The organism is uncultured Corynebacterium sp. (genome assembly GCF_902782855.1).
In the GTDB taxonomy this organism is placed as follows: Bacteria; Actinomycetota; Actinomycetes; order Mycobacteriales; family Mycobacteriaceae; genus Corynebacterium.
Map to the genome: position 1 here is coordinate 1 of NZ_CACZOO010000024.1, position 21,938 is coordinate 21,938.

Genomic DNA, 21,938 nt, shown 5'->3' on the forward strand with positions numbered 1-21,938 from the left:
CCACAGGCCGTCGGGTGAGCCGGACGGAAGTGAGATATAGGTCATGCGGGAGCCTCCGTGTTTTCGGTGGTGTTTTCGGTGGTGTGCTCGGTGGTGTTGTCGGCGGTGAAGATCCAGCGGGGGACGGTGGCGGTCCGCCGGTGACCGTCATCATCGTCCCAGGTCACCTGCTCGGTGCCGCCGGCGGACGTTCCGTGCCGGATCGCCAGGTGCAGCAGCCCGACAACGGACGCCAGGCCCTGCGTCGCCGGCCGGTGGTGCAGCACCTGCGCAACCGAGGCGGTGACCGGCCCGGTCTCTCCGGTGCCCGATCGATCCACGGCCGATCCGCCCAGTTCGGCCAGTTCGCCCAGTTCGGCCAGCACGGCACGAATGTTCGCCTCGAGTTCCTCCAGGTCGATCTCGCTGGTCCGTACCGCGGCGAGCAGGGTGGTGGCGTCCACCGCATCGGTCGGAACCTCCTGCGGGGCGTGCTCCACCGTCTCCGCGCCGGGGTTGCGCAGTGCCAGGGCACTGACCGAGGTGACCGGCATGCCGATGCGCACCAGGGGAGTCTCCATCCTGCGGTAGGCGCGGACGCCGTCACCGTCACCGGAGACAGCGTCCGCTGCCGCGGTCCGGGCCCCGCGCAACAGCTCGACCATCCGCCGGTCCTCGGCGAACTCCTCGGAAGTGACGTAATTGCGCAGGCTGCGGGCCAGTCCGGTCATCACCTGGTTGACCTGGGATCCGGCGTCCTCCATGGAGCGGAAGAGTCCGCGCAGCCGGGTGCGGACCGGTACGGGCAGGCCGGCAGCCTGTGGGCGAGAGAGGACCTCGCTGATCCACTGGTCGATCCAGGCGGCCCGTTCCTGGTCGAGCAGGACGCGGTAGAACCCGTTGAAGCTGCGTCCGGCGTCGGACTCGCCGATGAGGTCCACTCCGTCGAAGATCTCGTCGAGGACATCCCCGCGGGACCCCTCGGGATCGAGCAGGGACCGGCGCAGTGCGCGGTTGAGGTCCTCCAGGTCGCGGGAGACACGGGCGAAGTCCGCGGGGATGGCGGACGCCTGGTCGAGGATGTCGGTGACCCGTTCGACAACCTCGCCGGTGCCGAGGACCTCGTAGTCGCCGTGCGAGACCCGTTCGATCTGACGGTCCAGTTCCTCCCGCCGGGCCTGCAGTGACTCCAGACGGGTCGATATATCAGGGTCGATGTCCCGGGCGAGCGTCCGCAGGGACTCGGTGAGGGATTCCACCCTCGTGGCAGTCACCGCGGACCGGGGCTGTTCCCAGCGGGTGACCGCGTCGAGGGCGGCGAGGGTCTCCTCGGCGGGTTCGAGGGTTTCACCGGTGGCACTGGTGCCCGGCCTGCGGATCAGCCATCCGGCCTTGACCCAGTCGGTGCAGTACTGCTGGGCGGTCCTCGGAAGGTCGAAGCGGTCCGGGTAGCGGGTGGTGAGTACGCGCAGGTCCGTGGCGAGCAGCTCGTAGAGTTCGGAGGCGGGACGCTGCCGGGTGCCCTGCGGGAAATACTCGTCCACCATGGCGAGCACGACCGGTGCCAGCGGGCTGCGGAGTAGGGCGACCGCGGGTGAGGCAGTTTGCAGACGGGAGACCGACAAGGCCCGTGCTTCGATGCTCATGGGCGTCATTGTGGCATGCGGGGTGGACGGCAGGGGGTGCAGCCCGGGAGCTTATCGAACACTGCGGTGCTCCGGCGCCCCGGTGTCGGCCTTTCTCCAGTCGGCTGTTCGGCTGAGCGGTTCACCCGCCAGCTGACCATATGCGGGCCCATACAGCAGCCGCACTCACGCGGACACCCGAGCCGACCCCTCCACCGTGCCGTCGCGCCGGGCGGTCCACCGGTTCTCCGGCACCTCCAGCCCGTAGGACCCGCGCAGTGTGGTCCCCGGGTACTCCGTGCGGAACAGGCCACGCTCCTGCAGGATCGGCACGACCTCGTCGACGAACACCTCCAGACCGGTGGGGTAGGCCGGCGGCATGATGTTGAACCCGTCGGCCGCACCCGCCCGGAACCACTCCTCGATCGTGTCCGCGACCTGCACCGGCGTACCCGTGAACACGCGGTGCCCACGTGCTCCCGCCAGCCGGCCGAGAAGCTGACGCACCGTCGGTCGCTCCCGCTCGATGATGCCGGCCACCACCTGCGACCGGGAGTGGTTGTTGTCCAGCGTCCGTCCGGTCGCCCGAACCGCGGACAACGGAATGACCGTGTCCAGGTCGTCCTCGGTGAAGTCCAGGTCGAACAGCCCGTTGAGCGTGGGCAGGGTGAACGCCGGGTTGATCAGCTCGGTGAACTCCGCCTCCAGCTCCCTCGCCTCCTTCTCCGTCGCGCCGATGAACGGCGACAGCCCGGGCAGGATCCTCACGTCCGCCCCGGATCTGCCGGACGCCGCCGCCCGCGCACGGATGTCCCCGGCGAAGTCCACCGCGTCCTCCAACCGCTGGTGAGCGGTGAAGATCGCCTCGGCGAAGCGTCCGCCCAGGGCGCGGCCCGCATTCGAGGACCCTGCCTGGACCAGCACCGGGTGTCCCTGCGGCGAGCGGGGCACATTGAGTGGCCCCCTCGTGGCCAAGGACCGGCCCCGGTAGTCCGCCGGATGCACCCGCGCCGGGTCGGCGAAGCGGCCGGCGTCGCGGTCGATGACCAGGGCGTCCTCCTCCCAGGAGTCCCACAGTGCCAGCACCGCCTCGACGAACTCGGTGGCGCGGGCGTACCGTTCCTCCGCCGAGGGGTGCCCGGTCAGCCCGAAGTTCGCCGAGGACACCTCTGCCGCGGTGGTCACGATGTTCCAGCCGGCCCGGCCACCGGAGATGAGGTCGAGGGAGGCGAACGCGCGGGCCAGGTTGTACGGCTCGTTGTAGGTGGTGGACGCCGTCGCGACCAGCCCAATGTGCTCAGTGCGCGCCGCGATGGCGGAGAGCAGCGTCAACGGTTCGAATCCCGCCCCGGGGCGCAGCTCGACGTCCCCGGTGACGGCGGGACTGTCGGCGAAGAAGATCGCGTCCAGCAGACCACGCTCGGCGGTCTCGGCGATGTCGATGAAGTACTCCGGGTCGAACAGTCGCTCCGGGGTGGTCGACGGGTGCCGCCAGGCGGCCTCGTGGTGTCCCTCCGGGTAGACGAAGGCGTTGAGGACCAGCTGGTCGGTGAGGTGGTGCTCGGTCATGACAGTTCTCCTGTGGCGTAGGGGTTGAAGTCGTTGGTGTAGAGGTCCTCCGGGTCGAGCTCGCCGTCGCCGAGATCGCCGCTGCGGACCAGCCAGTCGGTCCAGATACTGAACTCCTCGGGCTGGATCACGCCGCCGCGTTTCGGGATCGACGAGCTGCGGTAGTACTCGGCCAGTGCCGGGTCCTCGTTGCGGTCGCGGCCCTCCATGATGGTGCGGTAGCGGTCGACCACCTCGGTGCGGTCGGTGGTCTGCAACCAGGCGATCGCCCGCGCGATGCCCCGGGCGAAGTCCTCCACGGCCTCCGGGGAATCCCTGATGAACTGGTCGCGGAAGACGTAGGAGCCGTAGGAGAACTGGTCGAAGAGGTCCTTGTCGGTGAACAGTTCGCGGTACTCGCCGGACTCTTTCGCGTGCTGCAGGAAGACACTGCTCATCGAGCCGACGTCGATCTGCCCGGTGCGCAGGGCCTCCTCATTGTTGACCGGTTCAACGACCACGAGATTGACCTTCCCGATCTCCTCGGGCGTGAGTCCCTGCTGGCGCAGCCACTCGCGGGTGATGAACTCTCCGTGGGCGCCGAGGGTGTTCATGCCGACGGTTCTGCCGATGAGATCCTTGCCGGTGCGGATGTCCGAGTCCTTGCGCACCAGGTAGCCGTTGTAGGTCTCCTCGTCAGCCCCGTAGGAGTCGACGACGGCGGTGATGTCCGAGCCGGACGCCCGGAGCTTGGCGATCGCCCCGTTGAAGGCGGAGCCGAAGTCGGTCTCGCCGGTCGCGACGTTCTGGATCGCCACCGGGCCGGAGGAGGTGTCACTGACCCGGTTGAGTGCCGTGTTCTCGAAGAATCCGAGGTCATCGGCGAGTTCCGGGAGGGACACCGTCCCCGGTGTGCCCTGGTAGTTGAGGACGTAGCGGCCGTCGTCGTCGACGGTGGCTCCGGTATCGTCGCCACAGGCGGCGAGGGAGAGACCGAGGGCTCCGGCGGTGAGGACGCCCACCGCCGCGCGCAGAGTGTTCTTGAGTGTGTGCGTGAGTGTCGTCGACAGGGTCTTCATCACCGCCACCTCTCCAGCCGGCGCTGCACGGCCAGCAGGCCGAAGTTCGCGATGAGACCGAGCACGGCGATGGTGATGATCCCGACGTACATGTTGGCGATCTGGAAGTTCAGCTGTGACGCCTGGATGAGGTACCCGAGTCCGGACTTCGCACCGATCATCTCCGCGGCGACGAGGACGAGGATGGACGCCGCCGCCCCCATCCGCAGGCCGGTGAAGATCGACGGCACGGAGGACGGGAGCACCACCTTGATGAAGATCTGGTGCGGACGCAGGTTCAGCGACCGGGCCGAGCGCACGAGGAGCGGGTCGACGGTACGCACCCCGGTGACCGTGTTGAGCAGCACCGGGAACAGTGCGGCGTAGACGACCAGGGAGATCTTCGAGGTCTCGCCGATGCCCAGCAGCAGGGTGACGACCGGCAGAAGGGCCAGCGCGGCGGTGTTGCGGAAGATCTCGAGGAAGGGGGTGAGCAGATCGGCGAGGAAGGTGTACCACCCGATGAGCAGGCCGAGGACGACCCCGGCGACGGCGGCGAGGGTGAATCCGACGAGTGACCGGGTGAGGCTGGCACCGAGGTGTTCGGCGAGTGTGCCGTTGGCGAGGAGCTTCTGCCCGGCGGCGAGAACGTCGCTCAACGGTGGCAGGAATGTCGGGTTCACCCAGTTGTTGCGCGGGGCGATCTCCCACAGGGCGAGGAAGACGATGATCAGCGCGGACCGGGTCAGCAGGCGTCCGCCGGGGACGCGGTGCGCTCCACGGGTGAGGCGGGGACGCCGTGAGGCGAGCCGTCCCGGACCGGATCCCCGGTCGGCGGGGGAGGAACCGGGGGAGGTGCCGGTGGTGGAGTAGGCGTCGGGCGTGGTGGACGCGGTGGACGCGGTGGACGTCGTGTGGGGCGTGTCGGGGGCGAGGGTGGTCATCGGAGAACTCCTGCGGCGGCGGTGGTGGTGGTCTCCTGCTGGAGCTGCAGCCACAGCCGGTGGCGCAGGTCGCTGAAGGCTGCGGTGGAGCGGACGTCGGCGACGGTGCGGTCGATGTCCACTGTCTCCACGGTGCGGATGCGTCCCGGGCGGGCGGTCATCACGGCGATCCGGTCGGAGAGGTAGACAGCTTCATCGATGCTGTGGGTGACGAAGACGATGGTCTTCCCCGTCTCCTCGCGGATGGTCAGCAGGAGGTCCTGCAGGGATTCCCGGGTGAAGGCGTCGAGGGCGGCGAACGGTTCATCCATGAGCAGGACCGAGGGGTCGTGGGACAGGCTCCGGGCGATGGCGACGCGCTGTTTCATTCCGCCCGAGAGTTTGGACGGGTAGTGGTCGGCGAAATCTCCGAGTCCGACAAGGTCGAGGAAATTCCGGGCAGTGTTCCTGCGTTCGCGTCGGCTGCTGACGGAATTCTCCAGGACGAATTCGATGTTTCCGAGTGCGGTGCGCCAGGGGAGTAGTGCGTACTGCTGGAAGACGATGCCCCGGTCGGTGCCCGGGCCGGTGACCGGCTCACCGTCAATGCGGATCTCACCGCTGGTCGGGGTGGTGAGTCCGGAGAGCAGGTCCAGTAGGGTGGACTTTCCGCAGCCGCTGGGTCCGAGCAGGGAGAGGAATTCCCCGTCGGTGATGTCGAGGGAGGTGTCGTCGAGTGCTGTCAGGGTGTCGCCGGATGCGACGGGAAAACTTTTCGTCACATTCCGGACGGATATTCTGGGTGGTCTGTTGTTCATGGCCGGGAATGCTGTCAGTCATTCCCGGATCGGTCAACAGGTTTCATTCTTGTCACTCTGAACAACGCGGGGGCGGTTGACAGGGGCACCACCGATGACCCGCAGATGAGCTACAGCAGTCCCAGCGCCTCGTCGATGCGGTCCTTCGCCGGCTTCGTCAGCCGGCTGATGGCGAAGACACCCAGCACGGCGCGGTGGAGCTTCTCGCGGGTGTCGGGGTCTTCGCCGGATAACGAGGGCTGCCCGGCGAGGACCAGACGTGCCGCGCAGGCGATCTCCCCCAGTGGAATCTCCGGCAGCTTGCGTCCCTCCGAACGACGCACGTGGTTCCACGCGTCCGGGCCGGCGGCGGTGGGCCAGACGAAGGTGGTGGACGCCTCCCCGGACGGGGACTCGCTGTGGATGAGTTCCGTGGGGATCAGCGCGTCGATGGTCCCGTTGATCCTCATCGAGGTCTTCTGCCGTCCGAACCTCTTGGCCACCGCGGACCACAGGTGATCCAGGCGCACCGGAGCGGAGTCCGAGATCATCGCGGCGACACTCTCGCGCAGTTCGGCCACCCGGGCGGTCGAGAACCCCGCCTCCAGTTCCTCCCGCTCACCGAGCGGGGAGCCGGTCTGCAACGGGACGTAGGCGACGTCGGTCGGCAGCGGACTCGCGTCGACCGGGGAGTCGACGGCCCCAAACTGAGCGGCCCCAAACTGAGCGGACCCGGACGGAGCGGACCCGGACGGGACAGGGGCGACGGAAGGCTCCGCGATCTCCTGCGTCGGCCGCGCGGCAAAGGGATTCGCGGGGCTCGACGTCACGGGAAGCGTGAACGGATTGGCATGTGCCGACGCGGGCCCGGCGTGGACGTCCTCGTCGGTCCACTGGACCGCCTCCGACTCCCCGTCGGCGTCCTCGTCGGAGCGCCCCAGGATATCGTCGACGATGTCCTCCACCTCGACCGCGTCGACCGCACCGGCCGCGGTGACAGTACCGGTGGCGTCAACGACCCCCTCGCCGAGCTCCGCCAGGGCCTGCTCGCGTGCCGCGGCCTCGGCCCGCTCCTCATCGGCGATGCGCTCACGCTCCGCCGCCAGTGCGCGCTCGGCCTCGGCGAGAACCTTCGCACGGGCGGCGTCCTGCTCGGCGATCCTCTCGCCGGCGGCGTGGATCTCGGCGTCCACCCGGTCGATGACCGCCTCCCGGTCCTCGATCCACTCCGGCAGCCACACCCGCACGGTGGACGCCCAGTGCATGAGCTTCCCGAGCAGTCCGGGGGTGAGATCGCGGTCGGCGACGGTGGGCATCTCCGACCACCGGTCACCGTCGGTGAGGATCGCGGCATGCCAACGCTCGTCACCGGCCGGGCGCGCGACCAGGTCGAGTGTGTAGGACGACAGGCCGAAGTCGGTCTCCACGATCCAGCCACGGTCCCGCAGGGCCGCGGCGAGATCATCGCGCAGGACGTTGGTGTTCACCGCGGCGGCGTTGCGGGACGCGGCGGGCCCGGCGTGCTCGATCGCCGCCTCCAGGTAGCCGCGCAGGTCACGTAGCCCGGCGGAACTGGTCCGGTTCGGGTCGATCTCGGTCGGGTCGAAGGAGCAGAACAGTTCCACCTCCTTGCGCGCCCGGGTGACCGCCACATTGAGACGGCGCTCGCCTCCGGTGCGCGACAACGGGCCGAAGTTCATCGGCATCGACCGACCGTCCGACTGCTTCGAGAACGCCGTGGAGAACAGGATCACGTCGCGCTCGTCACCCTGGACGTTCTCGAGGTTTTTCACGAAGATGCCGTCGGGCCCGGGCACCAGACGCCGGGTCACCAACGCATCCCCGCACTCCTCCAGCAGATCGAGGATATGGTCACGCTGCGGCACATTGAAGGTCACCACGCCGATCGACTCATCCTTGGTCAGCGGATCATTGACCCGTCGGATCACCGAATCGACGATGGCACGGGCCTCCACCGGATTGGTGCCCAGCGTTCCCAGGCCCGCCTTCACGTCCGCCTTGCGGATGAACTGGCCGTCCACCCGCGCCACGGACACCCCCGCGCCCGGCACGCCACCGGGAGACGGGAGACTGGAGAGATGTCCCTCGTAGTAGCGCTCATTCGAGAAGGCGATGAGCGACTCGTCCTGGCTGCGGTAGTGCCAGGACAACCACAGCTGCGGCAGACCGGACTCCACCGCCTCCGACAGGATGGACTCCAGGTCGTCGACCGCGGTCATGGCGTCCGTGCTCTCCGCGGCATCGGCGTCCTCCGGCAGATCGTCACCGCCACCCGTGGTCGTCTTGCCGATCCGGGTCGGCGGCATCTGCTTGCTGTCACCGACAATGACCGCGGCACGGGCGCGACCCAGCGCGCCCACCGCCTGGTCCACGGTCACCTGGGAGGCCTCGTCGAAGATGACGAGGTCGAAGGTCACCGCGGTCGGATCGACGAAGGTCGCCAGCGAGGCGGGGGAGACGAAGAAACAGGGGGCGACCGAGAGGATCTCCTCGCCGAACTCGCCCAGCAGGGTACGGAAGGACTTCGCGTTGCGCTTGGCGTCGAGCTGACGGCGCAGCAACGCCGCGCGGCCGTCGAGGCGTCCCGGGGTGAACGGACGTTGCGCGAGCAGCCGGGCGGGCAGGGCACGTGTGGCCTCCTGCTGCACTTTCCCGATCGCCCGGGTCAGCTCGGTCAGCTCGGATTCGCGCAGCGTCCGGTGGAACGACCGCAGGTTGAACCGTCGGCTGCGTTCGGACACGGACGCCTCGGCCAGGCCCCGGCGCAGTGCCATGTCCAGGTCCCGGGGTGCGAGAGTGCCGTCCTCGACGCGGGCGACGAAGGCGGTCAGCCCCGCATCACGCAGGGGTCTGGCCGCATCCTCCCACTGGACGGCGCGGGTGATCAGCAGGTCACCGGTGGCGGCAAGATCCGTGGCCCAGGCGTCCGCGCAGGTCAACCACGCCTCGATCCGGGTGGCGGTACCGGTCGCGTTGACCCACTGCGCCACCGATTCAGGGGTGGCATCCAGTGCGGTGCACCAGGACGCCCAGGCGTCCTCGATATCGGTCAGGGTGTCCGACAGTGCGGCGTCCAACCAGGCGGACTGCATCCGGCCCGTCAGTGCCAGCAGCTCCGGGGCCGTGGAGGAGTCCGCGACAGCCTGGCGCAGGTCATCCCCGCGCTGCCACAGATCCGCCGGCAGGTCGGGATCGGCGGGGGAGCGCCCGGTGAAGGACTCCGCCCCGGGGATCTCCGAGATCTTCCGGTCGATGTCCGCGGCGACGTCCCGCAGCTGGGTCAGCCGCAGCAACTGAGGTTCCACCCGCTCCGGCGCGTACACCGTCTCCACGTCGATCTCCGTCACCGACGGGGGCACCGCGACAGCCAGTGCGGAGCGGTAGGCGTCCAGTCGCTTCTTCCTGCCGAACATGCCCTTCCTTGTCGCCTCCAGCGCCGCCAGTACCGGGGTGGGGTCACCGGAACGGATGAAGGACGCCGAGAACAGGGACGCTGCCCCGGCGAAGTCCCCCTTGAGCCGGTCGACCTCGGTGGCCAGGGACTTCAACCGCTCCTCGGAGTGGGCCAGGCGTGCGCAGTCCGCCGGCGTCAGTCGACTGTCCTCGGGGATCGCCTCCACGGTGCGCAGCTGGTCGATCAGCGCCGGAACGTCATCGTCCTCCAGCAGTCCCGTGATCTCCGGCACGGCGGTGAGGACCGCGCGGGCCTCGGTGAGCCGGGCATGGGCGGCGAGGATCCTCTGCTCCGCCGCCGGAAGAGTGCCCACCAGCGTCCACCGGGTGATCGTGGAGAAGTCGGTGATCTGGGCCTGGGTCGCCAACCCGGAGACCATCGACTGCATCTTCTCCACCGGCATCGACGGGGCGGCGACGACCTTCTCCGGCACCGGGGCTACCGGCCCCTCGTCCATCGACGTCAGCGTGGAGACCGCCGACCACAGCGAGTACCCGGCGCCGTTGCGGTCGTGGATCTGACCGGGGTACTCGGCCAACGGGGCCAGCCTCGACCGGAGGTTCGCCACCGCGTTGTCCCACAGGTGCATGTCGTAGTGCACCTCGGCGTCGACGGACTCCTTGAGCTGCTGGCGGATCGCCGCCGGCTTCTGCTCGGTGCCGTGCAGGTCCAGGGTGAACGGGCCGAGTCCGACCCGGGCCAGCCTGTCGCGCACCACATCGAGGGCAGCCTGCTTCTCGGCGACGAAGAGGACTTTCTTCCCCAGCGACATGCAGTGGGCGATGAGGTTGGTGATGGTCTGGGACTTGCCGGTCCCGGGCGGGCCCTCCAGGACGAAGCTGTACCCCTCGGCCGCCGCGGTGATCGCCTGCAACTGGGCGCCGTCAGCGGACACCGGGAGGGCGAGCTCATCCTCGCGGGCCACGACATCCCTGGCCGCCACTCCGGTGGCCTGTGCGACCGGGTCGACGAACGCGTCCCCCGCCTTCGTCGTCAGGTGACGGAACACCGGGGCGTCCAGGAAGGTCTCCCAGTTGTCCCGGAGGTCCTTCCACATGCCGTAGGTGGAGAACTTCGCGATGATCAGCCGGGAACACTCCACCACGGTGTAGGGCAGGTCGGACTCGATGAGCGCGGCGGAGATGGCGGACAGGGCGTGGGCGATGTCCAGCCCGGAGGCGTCGAGCTTCGGCCGGGCCAGGGCGTCGATGGAGACATTGTGGACCTGGCGCAGCCACTCCACCAGGCAGTGGTTCGGGGTCGCTTCAGCGGTGGTGTCCACCTGGAGCTGGAACCGCGCGTTGCCGCGTCCGCCCACGATCTTCACCGGAATGAGGAACAACGGAGCCAGGGCAGGCTTGCCCGCGGAATTCTCGTGCAGCATCGCGCCGAGGGTGAGGTAGAGATTCGAGGAGCCGGTCTCCTCGGTGTAGGTGCGCACCGAGCGATTGAGGTTGCGGAACCAGGAGGCGTACCGGGCGTCGGTGAGATCGGCGTAGACGCGGTGCCGGTCGGTGAGATCCGCGGCGACCTGCTCGGCCGGCAGTTCGGTGATGCGGTGGATGCCCTGCAGCCGACGGTTGTCGGAGACATCGTCGACCGGGTGCACGGCGATCCTCTGGCCGGCGTGGATCTGGTCGTCGAGTTCCGCGAGACTGCCCGGGGCCAGTCGGAGGTCCAGGACCTCGGGGCCGGGACGCATGTTCAGCAGCCGGTTGCGCAGCGAGAGGTCGAGCAGTTCCCGCTTCCACTTCTGCACCCGGACCGGGGACGGGTCGTCGACGTCACGGAAGACCGCGGAGGTCGCGTCCGCCCCGGAACCGTCGCCGGTGTCCGGCAGCGCCCAGGAGTCGGCGGTGCCCGCGGTGCCCTGCGTCTGGTCGGTGAGCTGTTCGGTGAGCTGTTCTGAGGCCTGGACGGTCGGTGAACCGGCGGTGCCGTCGGAGAACGGCCGCATCCCGTCCCGGTGTGACCCCTTGATGTCGATGAGACCGTGGACCACCGTGTCCCTCAGCTGACGGCGGGAGTTCTCCACCACCGTGCGGAAGGAGCTGTCGGCGTCGTAGAAGACGGCGTCCACCGGCAGGACCCGGCCGCTGCGGATGTAGTTGTTGATCACCGTCGGCTCCGTGATCACCGGGGTGGGCAGCGGGTCGTCGGACAGCAGGACACCGGCCATCGCGTGGCCGGGGAGCATGATGACCACCGGCAGCAGGCCGCACTGTTCCGCGACGGCCGCGTACGTCAGCGACAGGTCGATGCAGGTGCCCATCCGGTCGCTGAGGACCCGACCGGAGGTTCGGACGCGCTGACCGGAGTACTCGAAGGACGCCGGCGGGTTGATGTAGCGGATATCGTGGGCCCGCAGCGCCTCGAACACCGCCGCGGCGATTTCCACGGTGCGCTCCGGGCCGCCCTGGTTCCCGCCGACGGAGCCGTCGCCGGTGTGCTGCCGCAGAATGTCGGAGACAGCGGTGAGCACCGGGGTGACCGCAGGTGAGTTCGGCTGGACCCACGCGGCGAGGGACTCGTAGTAGAGCGGGGAATTGAACCACTCGTCGGGAGCGAGGATGTCCAGGTCGACGGTCTGCTCGTCGGCACGGTCGCCGACGGTCACCAGGACCGTCATATCGCCGGTCCGCGCCTCGGTGGAGGCCAGGGTCCGCGCGGTCGGGACCCGCGTGGCGGCGTGTGGCTCCAGGTAGCCGCTGGTGCCGGGTTCCAGTGAGGGGAAGGGGATCGGCCCGCTGGAGAAGAGCTGGTCACCGTCCACGGCGGCGGAGATGGTGAGTTCACCGGCGGGGGACGCGGCGGATGCGTCCTCGGGGAGGGAGAGTTCGATGAACCTGACGACCGGGATGCGGTTGTGGGCGAGGGCGTGGTTGGTGACCCCCATGTAGAACAGGCTGATTCTCAGGTCGTCGAGGTGCAGGTCGATCCGGTTGTACAGCGAGGTGGTGGGCATCCTGATCATTTCTGTCGCATGAGGGTGCCCGGAGCGGGGCACAGCTGTGAGTGTGAGACGGTCTGAGTCTAGTACTTTCCGCCCCAGCACCAGTTGCTCACCTCATCCCCGGCAGTCAGACGTCGCCGCCACCCCGTTGAACCGGTCGCCGAGCCAGTCCAGGGCCTGCTGTGTGTGGTTGGCCTGGGGGATGGCATGGCCAAGCCCGGTGCCCGGCAGGACGACCGGGGTGTCGTCCGTGAGGAACGTCACCGTCGCTCCGGAGGCGCAGTAGTCCTCGGCGAGCTGACGGGTCTGGCCGTAGGGGATCGTGTCGTCGTTGGTGCCGCCGAGGATGAGCACCGGCACGTCCACCGGCCGGTCGCCGAGCAGGTAGTCCGGTCCCATCAGGACGCCGCGCAGTTGGGCGTCCTGATGGATGATGTCGCCGAAGGAGCGGCCGTCGCGGGTCAGTTCGCGCGAGTTGAACATCATCGAGGCCATGGGGTCGGTCGGGTCGATGCCGCTGAGGTCCGGGGCGGAGGTGTCCATGGTGAAGGTGCACTGCCCGGCGGCCTCGGCGAGGAACGCCTTGCCCTCGTCGTTGAAGTACCTGTCAATTAGCGGGGTCAGCTCCGGATTCCGGGCGATCGCGCCGTTGAGGGCGAACCCCAGGACGGTGCCGCCCATGGAATTCTCGACGGTGTCGGTCACATCCTCCAGGTTCGCCGGCGGGGCTCCGGCGAACACCCCCTTGAGGTTCAGTCCCGGGGCGTAGGACGCAGCGAGTTCCGCGGCACCGGCCGTTGCCCCACCACCCTGGGAGTAGCCGAAGAGGGCGACGGGGGAGTCCGCGGGCGCGCCGGCGAAGGAGAGTCCGGCACGGGCGGCGTCCAGCACCGTATGGGCTTCCTCAGTGTGGTTGACGTAGGTGTGCTGGCCGGGTGTGCCGAGGCCGATGTAGTCGGTGACGATGACCCGGTAGCCGGCGGCCGAAGCCATCGCGTAGAAGGGGTACTCGTAGTTCAGGTTGATGTTCCCGGAAATCGGGTCGGCGCTGGCGAGGAGATTGCCGGCGCGTGAGGGTGCGCAGTAGTCGCCGGCGCCGCGGGTGCCAGGTGCGAAGACGATGGTGGGTGTGGGGCCTTCACCGGTCCAGGGGCGGGCGGGTTCCATGACGAAGCCGCTGGTGGCCACGGGTGAGCCGTTCTGGGCGGTGGTGGTGTAGAGGATCCTGTCGGCGCGGGCGGGGGTGCTCGGGGCGTCCTTCCGGTCTACTGCGGCAAACCCGGCGAGCAGGTGCGGGGCGAACTGGTCACGGATCAGGCTGCCCGGGGTCGCGGGGATGAACGCCGGGGGAGTGTAGAAGGGGTCGTCCGCGGGATGTGCAATCGTCGGGTCCGCCGCCACCAGGGCCGGTGGGACGCCGGGGGCTGTGGCTGTCGAGCCTGTGTGGCCCGAGTCGTTCACTGTGTCGGCGGCTGTGGTGGCTGGTGTTGCTCCGGCGACGGCTGTTCCAGCAGTGGTGAGCACGAGGCAGGAAAGAGTGGAGAGCCCGGCGGTGAAGATCCGGTGAGTGAACGTCATGCCGGGATTCTAAGGCAGATGAAACCACAACCGTGGTTCCCGTGCGCGGGTCGGGTGCCTCAGGTTGGAAAATCCCGGCCTGACCACCCTGAAGCACCTGACCTGGCGGGGAGAAGGTGGCACCTGCGCGGTACTGTGATGCTCCCGGAACCTGAAGAATTCACGGCAGTGCAGGGCGGGGACACCTCTCCGCGGTGCGTCCGCAAACGAGAGGATGACGATGACCGGCAATCAGTGGGGAAGCCGGGGAGGAGACCTGTCGAACCCGTTCGTGGGCGAAGCGGACCGGCAACGGAAGCGGCGCACCACCTTCGTCATCGGCGGAGCGGCCGTCGCGGTGCTCGTGGTGGTCGGCCTGATCCTCGCCTTCGCACCCGGCAGGGGAAGCGGTGGAGAAGATTCGGTGGACGCCGGCGACGGGCCGGTCTCTGGAACGGCGGACCGTCCCGCTGAACTCACTGACGCCGGGTGGGAGGGGACCTCTGCGATGTGCGCCGGTGACGACCCCTGGTTCTATGCGGCCCAGGGTCTCGACAGGTACCAGGTGGTGATCTGTCTGCATGATGAGGGAGACCCGTCCGACCCACAGGGACGGGCGACCTACTTCCATGACCGGGACACCGTCGACAGTGGCTCCTGGGAGCGCGGCAGTTATCCCGTGTGCCCGTACGACGTTGAGGCGGGGGAGCACCGGCAGAGTCTCGGCGTCGACGGTTCCGTGGAGTTCAGCGCCACCGGCCGGATCGACGAGATGTACGGACATCCTGATGGGTTTGTCCGCTACGAGGACTACTGGTACGACGACTCCCCCGACCCCACGGATCTCTACATGTGTCCGGAGGGCTGACGGGGCAGCCGGCCCGGCGGAGTCGTCGAAGGCCAAGCCGGATGCCTCAAAAACCCCGTCCGACCGACCTGAAACGGTCGACCGGGCGGAGTGGGGGGGCGGAGAGTAGGGGTGGAGTGGGGGCGAGAGGGGAGGCGTCCTGCGGGCGTCCTCCCGGGGTGCGTCCTACCGCGTCGCGGAGTGGACGCTGTTGGCTTCGCGCTCCAGGTCCTCGATCTCACGGTTGAGTTCCTCGGCGTGGAGCGCGGCCTCCTCCTCGGTCTCGGCGGCGGGGTTGGAGCCCCACATCGGCCGGCCGTTGGTCTCCGGCAGGAAGTGCAGGGCGACCAGGCCGACGGCACCGGCGAGCATGAGGTAGAACGCCGGCCACATCAGGTTGCCCGTCGCGGAGATCAGCGCTTCCATCACCGTGGAGGTCGTGCCACCGAACAGGGAGATCGACACATTGAAGGCGATCGCCAGGGCGCCGGCGCGGACCACGGTGGGGAACAGGGACGGCAGGGTCGACGGCATCATCGAGGAGAAGCAGATCAGGGACAGTCCCATGATCAGCAGGCCGAGGAAGACACAGACCAGGTTGTCGGTCCGGATCAGCAGGATCGACGGGACCGCCAGCACGATCAGTGACAGGCAGCCGACGAGGACGATCGGGCGGCGTCCGATGCGGTCGGAGAGCCTGCCGAACACGGGGATGAGCACCAGACAGACCACCATGACGATGATCTCCATGATGTTCGCGGTGAGGCTGGTGATCTCGTAGCCGTCCTGCCGGTCGCCGACCTCGTCGAAGTAGGAGGGCATGAAGGAGGTCAGCATGTAGTTGGTGACGTTCCAGGCGATGACCAGGCCGCAGCACACCAGGACCGAGGGCCAGAGGGAGAGGATCTTCCGGAACTCGTGGCCCTCAAAGTCGCGGGCGTCGTGGGACTCGGACTCCGGGGCGTTCTTCGCGGCCTCCTGGGCCTCGAATGCGGGGGTGTCCTTGAGCTTGGTGCGTAGGTAGATGCCGATGAATCCGAGCGGGAGGGCGACGAAGAACGGCAGGCGCCAGCCCCAGGACATCATCTGGTCGTCGGTGAGGATGCCCTCCAGGATCACGGCGACGGACGCACCGAGGACGTAGCCGCCGAAGGTACCGACCTCCAGAAGGCTGCCGAAGAAGCCGCGCCTGCGGTCCGGGGCGTACTCCGAGATAAAGGTCATCGCGTTGGAGTATTCGCCGCCGGTCGAGAAGCCCTGCAGCAGCCGGCAGGCGAGCAGCAGGAAGGGGGCGAGCATGCCGATGGCGGCATAGGAGGGGATCAGTCCGATGAGGAAGGTGCTGGTCGCCATCATGACCATGGTGATCGCAAGGACGCGGTTACGGCCGATGCGGTCGGACAGCGGGCCGAAGACCAGGCCGCCGAAGGGGCGGACGAGGAAGGAGACGGCGAACAGGCCGGCGACGATGATCTTGCCGGCAGCACCGGAATCCTCCGGGAGGAACACCCCCTCGATGGTGAGGGCGAGGTAGCCGTAGACGCCGAAGTCGTACCATTCGGTGACGTTGCCGATGGCTGCGGCGTTGATGGCGCGTCGGACGGTGGCGGGCTCGGTGACGGTCACGTCTTCTGCCTGCCACCTCTTTCCCCTGGTCGGGGTGGTGGGGGTTCTCGGGTGTGATCCGAACATAGCTGTGGTCAGCCGTCCTTCCGGGGTTCCGGGGTATGCGGTGGGCGGGGTCGTCCTGGTCCGCTGTCCTTTCGTCGGGGTTTCATGTGCCGGGTCCCGGGCACGGGTGTGTGCGGGGCCGTGGTGACGCCGGTTAAGGCCTCTGATAATGAAAGACGGGTTCTACTGTATATCCGACTTATCAATGTGGGCAAGCTGATTGTTGTTCATTGTTAGTCATATATGGTATGGTGACCGGCGTTTACGCTGGTTGCTGTGGTGAACTTGGGGTGAACTAAGTTGCCGCAGGTGGAGGTGCTTTTGGTCTGGTGGTCAGGCGGGTGGAGCTGTGTCAGGAGGCCCCCCGGCCCGCTGCGGGCACGATCCTGCACGGCGCCGGAGCTGAGAAATTCACCCGAGATACTTCCTGACATGAGCCGGGGCCGTCCCACACGCCACAGCGGTCGGCGGTCGGTGCGCGCGGCCGGGGCCCCGGGGGCCGGGTGAGAGCCCCACCGGCTACCGGGCCGGCGGTGTGACGGCGTGCCGGGCGACCGGGAACCGAAGTCGCTCGGGCCGATGTGCGCGATGACGCCAGAACACCGGCTTCACCAGCTCAGTCACACCCACGTACACCATCGCGACGAGTACCGTCAGGCCGACCAGGGACCACGGAATGACCTCCAGGTGCAGCAGGTCGCCGACCGGGGAGAGCACCACCCCGAAAGCCACCACCGCAACGAGTGCGGACAGCAGGACCAGGATCCCCGAGGGGCGGGACCGCCATGCCGGGCCCCGCGTCCGCAGACTGAACAGCACCAGTACCTCGGTGAGCACCGAGCCGAGGAACCACGCCGACTGGAACTCGGACTCCCCTGCGCCGTAACCCCAGCGCAGTACGGCGAAGGTGATCAGATCGAACACCGAGGACAGCACCCCGAAGACGAGCATGTAGTTGCGGATCAACCGCATGTCCCACCGCTGCGGGTGGCGCAGCTGCCGGTCATCGACCCGGTCGGTGGCGATCGCCGTCGCCGGCAGGTCGGTGAGCAGGTTGATCACCAGGATCTGGGACGCCAGCAACGGCAGGAAGGGGAGGACGACCGAGGCGACGGCCATGGAGATCATGTTCCCGACATTCGCGCTCGTCGTCATCTGGATGTACTTCATCGTGTTGGCGAAGGTGCGACGACCGGCCCGCATCCCGTCGAGCAGGGCTCGCAGATCCTTCTCCAGCATGACGATGGACGCTGATTCCGCCGCCACATCCGCAGCCCCGGTCACCGAGATGCCGACATCCGCAGCCCGCAGCGCCGGGGCGTCGTTGATGCCGTCCCCCATGTATCCGACGGTCTCCCCGCGTCGGCCGAGGGCGCGGATGATGCGCTCCTTGTGATGCGGGGTGGTCTCGCAGAACACCCGGATCCGCCCGGACCGGTCGACGAGATCCACGTCGGAGAGGGCGTCGATCTGCGCACCGCTCATCACCGCCGCCGGGTCCAGTCCGAGTTCGCCGGCGATGTGGGTGGCGACCGGTCGGGCGTCCCCGGTGATCATCCGCACGGTCACCCCTGCATCGGCAAAATCGGCGATCGTGGAGGCGGCGTCCGCCTTCACCGGGTCGGCGAAGCTCAGCAGCCCGACGAGGGTGAGATTCTCCTCGACCGGGAGGTCGTCCGCCGACCCCGCACCGTCACCGGCCGGTTGCGCGGTCGCCACCGCGAGGACGCGGAAGCCCCGCGACCCGAGATCCTCGACGACGCCGCGGACGTCTGCGACGCAGTCGGACAACGGTACGGTCGCACCGTCGATGCGCGCCCCGGTGCACACCTCCAGCACCTTCTCCACCGCCCCTTTGGTGACCAGTAACGGCGAGCACACGCTCTCCGGATCTTCGACCAGCACGGACATCCGCTTACGGGTGAAGTCGTAGGGCAGTTCGGCGAGCATCCGGGACCGTGACAGGTCGAGCCCGGCGCCGTGGGCGGCCCGGATGACCGCCTGATCCATGGCATTCGCCTTGCCGGACTGCAGCACCGCATTGAGTGACGCCGTGCGCAGCAGGGCAGGGGACTTCTTCCCGTGCAGGTCCAACGGGGCGGAGAGGTGGATCTCTCCGGCGGTCATCGTGCCGGTCTTGTCGGTGCACAGTGCGGTCATCGCGCCGAAGTCCTCGATGGCGTTGAGCCGCTTGACGATGACCCGGTGCCGGGCGATGACCTTCGACCCCTGGGCCAGTGACAGTCCGACGATCGCGGGGAGCAGCTGCGGGGTCAACCCCACGGCCAGGGACAGGGAGAACAGGGCAGAATCGACGACCGGACGGTCGAGGACGAGGTTGACAATGAAGATGACAGCAACCAGTGCCACCATGATCCTGGTGAGCAGCAGTCCGAAACGGGTCATTCCGCGCTCGAATCCGGTGGGCCTCCGCTTCTGGGCGAGGGACTGTCTCACGCGCCCGAACTCGGTGTCGCGTCCGGTGGCGGTGACGACGGCGGTACCACACCCTGAGGCGATGTGGGTGCCGGAGTACAGCAGATTGCTCCGGTCGGCGAGCGGGGTGTCCGCCCCGGTCACACCCGGTTCCTTGTCCACGGGGAAGGTCTCCCCGGTCAGTGAGGACTGGTCCGACTGCAGGTCGGTGGCGGTGAGGACGACGGCGTCCGCGGGCAGGACATCTCCACCGCCGACCCGGATGATGTCACCGGGCACCACATCGTCGAAGGGGACCTCACCGGGCGATCCACCGCGCACCACGGTGGCGGTGAGCCGCACACTGCCCAGCAACCGGTCCATCGAGGCCTGCGCCCCGCGCTCCTGGGCGAAGTCCAGGAGCCCGGAGAGGGCGACGATGAGCAGGATGATGACCGTGTCCAGCCAGTCTCCGAGAACACCGGCGATGAGCGTGGCGACGATGAGGATGATGATGATCGGGCTGGTGAACTGCTTAACCAGCAGCCGCCACGGTGCGTTCGCCCCGGAAGCGGTGACCGCCCTCGCCCTGGTGGCGGGCAGACGACGGGCCGCCTCGCCCGCGGACAGTCCGTCAGGGGAACCGCCGACAGCGGTGAGGAGATTCTCCGCGGACAGGGTCCAGGGGCGCTCCGGGAGGTCCGGCAGTGCGGACGCGGTGGTCGGTGTGGAGTTCACACCTCCGGTTCTACCCCACGTGGAGGTCCGCCGTTCACGTGCGTCCCGGCGTCCTTCGCCGCCCACCGCAGGCCACGGTTCAGCAGCCGCATCACACCCCGGTACGCCCACGGCAGGTTCACCTGGGCCCAGCGCCCCACCCGGATGTCCGGGCTGGTGTACAGCAGGTAGCGGCCCTTACGCACACCACCGACGATCGAGGACGCCGCCTCCTCGGGTGTCACCGCGATGCCCTGGAACAGGCCCTTCGCCTTCGCCACCCGTGGCTTTGACTGGTCGACCCCGTCGATGTCGATGGTGCGGACCAGGGGAGTGTCGACCGCCCCCGGTACAGCGCAGTGCACCGCGATCCCGGAGGACGCCAGGTCGAACCGCAGCACCTCGCACAACCCCAGCACACCACCCTTCGACGCTGCATAGGCCCCGTGCCACGGCAACCCCAGGAACCCCGCCGCCGAGGAGACACAGCACAGGTGCCGCGAGCGTTTCCGGCCCGGCAGCAGACCGAGGAGGCGGCGTCCCTCCCGACCCGTCAACGCAGGCGCGTCAGCCATGGCGGGCACCAACGCCTCGACCACGTTCACCGTGCCCAGGAGATTGACGTCGATGACCTTCACCCACTTCTCGTGCGGCAGCGTGGTCGGATCGCCCCAGACAGCGATGCCCGCGACATGGAAGACCTCCTCCGGTGCGCCGTGTGCGTCCACCAACGCAGCACCCCAGGCCGACACCGCCTCATGGTCGGCGACATCCAGGCAGGTCACGTCCACGACCGCACCGGGGGTGGCGTCCTCCAGCTCCGTCCGCAGCGACGCCAACCCGGCCTCGTCCCGGTCGGTGAGTGCGAGGCGGCGTCCCTCCCCGGCCAGGGTACGGGCGACCTCCAGCCCGATGCCGGACGCCGCCCCCGTCACCACGCTGTAACCGCTCACGCCACCCACCCCACGGCCTACTCGAACTCGAGCCCGAGCACGGCGTTCTCCACCAGCTCAGACAGGGACGGGTGCGGCCAGTACTGCCCACGGGCGAAGTCGACCAGGTCAAGATCGAACTCGATGGCGGTGACCAGCAGCTGGATCAGCGTCGCCGCCTGCGGTCCCATGATGTGCGCGCCGAGCAGACGGCGCGACCCGGCGTCCGCGATGAGCTTGCAGAATCCGGTGGTGTCTTCCATCGCCCAGCCGTAGGCGACATCGGCGTACTCCTGCACCTTCACCGTCACGGTGCGACCGTTCTCCTCCGCCCACGCCCGCGCCTCGGCTTCGGTCATGCCGACATACCCGATCTGGGGGTGGCTGAACACCCCGCCGGGGACGTTGTCGTGCTTGAACCGCTCCAGATCGAACTCATCGGGGGAGGCGACATTGTGGAACACCGCCCGGGCCTCCTGGTTCGCCACATGCTTGAGCTCGAGGTCATTGGCGGCGTCCCCCAGGGCCCAGACCCCGTCCGCGGAGGTGCGGCCGAACTCGTCGACGACGATCTTTCCCCTGTCGTCGATCTCCACCCCACCGGCAGTGCAGTCCAGCAGGTCCGAGTTCGGGACACGCCCCTGGGCCAGCAGCAGTTCATCACAGTCGATCTCCCGGCCGTCGTCGAGGGTGACGGTGACCAGACCCCCGTGCTCGCGGGCGCCGGTGACCGTACGGCCAAGCAGATTCGTCCACTGTGTTCCGGCGACCTCGGTGAACCGGCTGCTCACCGTCTCATCGAAACGACGCAGCAGCGTATCCGACCGGTTGATGACGAACACCTCCACACCCAGGGCGGAGAAGACGTGGGCGAACTCCACGGCGATGATCCCGCCGCCGAGGATCACCATCGTGCGCGGCAGCTGCTCCATCCGCATCACGTCGACATTCGTGCGGTAACGCACCCCGGACTCCTCGATCACCGGCGGCACCCAGGTGCGCGTGCCGGTGGCGAGGATGACCTGGTCGCCGGTGACGGTGGTGGCATCCTCCCCGGTGCCGATCTGCAGCGTGCGGTCACCGGTGAACCTGGCGACATCGGAGTACAGGGTGATGTTCGGTGTCTCGTCGCCACGCCGGTACTCCTCGCCGCCGCGGGAGATCGGGTCGATGCGACGGCCGAAGACACGTTCCTTGAGACCGTCCCAGTCGATGCGCCAGCGGGGCGGCTCGACCGGTTGCCCGGTGCCGGGGTTGACCGGGAAGAGCCCGTAGCGGGACGCCTCGGAGAGCTCGCGGGCGACATCGGCGGTGTAGACGTACATCTTCGTGGGGATGCACCCGACATTGATGCAGGTACCGCCGAAGACGCCTTTCTCGACGATGGCGATCCTGCGGTCGTTGAGGTCCTCGGGGATCGAGTTGCCCGAACCGGTGCCGA

General features: G+C 68.3%; 12 protein-coding genes. 1 reads left to right on the top strand and 11 read right to left on the bottom strand.

Translation table 11 applies throughout. The annotated features are described in order from the left end of the window. Nucleotides 1-41: 41 nt before the first annotated feature. From QZV72_RS01060 to QZV72_RS01090, 7 genes are all read right to left on the bottom strand, one after another. On the bottom strand, nt 42-1,625 hold the full coding sequence (locus tag QZV72_RS01060) for a DUF3375 domain-containing protein (RefSeq protein ID WP_297004153.1): 1,584 nt from the start codon (nt 1,623-1,625) through the stop codon (nt 42-44). A gap of 165 nt (nt 1,626-1,790) precedes the next feature. Beyond that, nucleotides 1,791-3,173, bottom strand: a complete 1,383-nt coding sequence (locus QZV72_RS01065) for an LLM class flavin-dependent oxidoreductase (RefSeq protein ID WP_297004155.1) — start codon at nt 3,171-3,173, stop codon at nt 1,791-1,793. Next, nucleotides 3,170-4,231 carry an ABC transporter substrate-binding protein gene (locus tag QZV72_RS01070; protein ID WP_297004157.1) on the bottom strand — a complete coding sequence of 354 codons (1,062 nt, stop codon included), beginning with the start codon at nt 4,229-4,231 and terminating at the stop codon, nt 3,170-3,172. Before QZV72_RS01070 ends, QZV72_RS01065 begins: the two co-directional genes overlap by 4 nt. After that, a complete protein-coding gene (locus tag QZV72_RS01075) occupies nt 4,231-5,154 on the bottom strand; it encodes an ABC transporter permease (RefSeq protein WP_297004159.1) in 924 nt (307 codons plus the stop codon). Before QZV72_RS01075 ends, QZV72_RS01070 begins: the two co-directional genes overlap by 1 nt. Then, a complete protein-coding gene (locus tag QZV72_RS01080; protein ID WP_297004161.1) occupies nt 5,151-5,951 on the bottom strand; it encodes an ABC transporter ATP-binding protein in 801 nt (266 codons plus the stop codon). Before QZV72_RS01080 ends, QZV72_RS01075 begins: the two co-directional genes overlap by 4 nt. Nucleotides 5,952-6,061: 110 nt before the next feature. After that, complete coding sequence (locus QZV72_RS01085) at nt 6,062-12,370, bottom strand: DUF4011 domain-containing protein (RefSeq protein WP_297004163.1); 6,309 nt, start codon at nt 12,368-12,370, stop codon at nt 6,062-6,064. 102 nt (nt 12,371-12,472) lie between these two features. Continuing rightward, complete coding sequence (locus QZV72_RS01090) at nt 12,473-13,936, bottom strand: lipase family protein (protein WP_297004165.1); 1,464 nt, start codon at nt 13,934-13,936, stop codon at nt 12,473-12,475. A gap of 220 nt (nt 13,937-14,156) precedes the next feature. Here QZV72_RS01090 and QZV72_RS01095 point away from each other — a divergent pair, with 220 nt between their 5' ends. Next, on the top strand, nt 14,157-14,783 hold the full coding sequence (locus QZV72_RS01095; protein WP_297004167.1) for a hypothetical protein: 627 nt from the start codon (nt 14,157-14,159) through the stop codon (nt 14,781-14,783). Nucleotides 14,784-14,948: 165 nt separating this feature from the next. Here the strand turns inward: QZV72_RS01095 and QZV72_RS01100 are convergent, their stop codons facing one another. From QZV72_RS01100 to mtr, 4 genes are all read right to left on the bottom strand, one after another. Then, nucleotides 14,949-16,388 carry an MFS transporter gene (locus tag QZV72_RS01100; protein ID WP_297004169.1) on the bottom strand — a complete coding sequence of 480 codons (1,440 nt, stop codon included), beginning with the start codon at nt 16,386-16,388 and terminating at the stop codon, nt 14,949-14,951. A gap of 564 nt (nt 16,389-16,952) precedes the next feature. Beyond that, complete coding sequence (gene mgtA / locus QZV72_RS01105; protein WP_297004171.1) at nt 16,953-19,586, bottom strand: magnesium-translocating P-type ATPase; 2,634 nt, start codon at nt 19,584-19,586, stop codon at nt 16,953-16,955. Further along, on the bottom strand, nt 19,583-20,527 hold the full coding sequence (locus QZV72_RS01110) for an SDR family oxidoreductase (protein ID WP_297004173.1): 945 nt from the start codon (nt 20,525-20,527) through the stop codon (nt 19,583-19,585). Before QZV72_RS01110 ends, mgtA begins: the two co-directional genes overlap by 4 nt. A gap of 8 nt (nt 20,528-20,535) precedes the next feature. Next, nucleotides 20,536-21,938: mycothione reductase (gene mtr / locus QZV72_RS01115; protein WP_297004174.1), on the bottom strand; the 1,403-nt coding region annotated here is incomplete at its 5' end.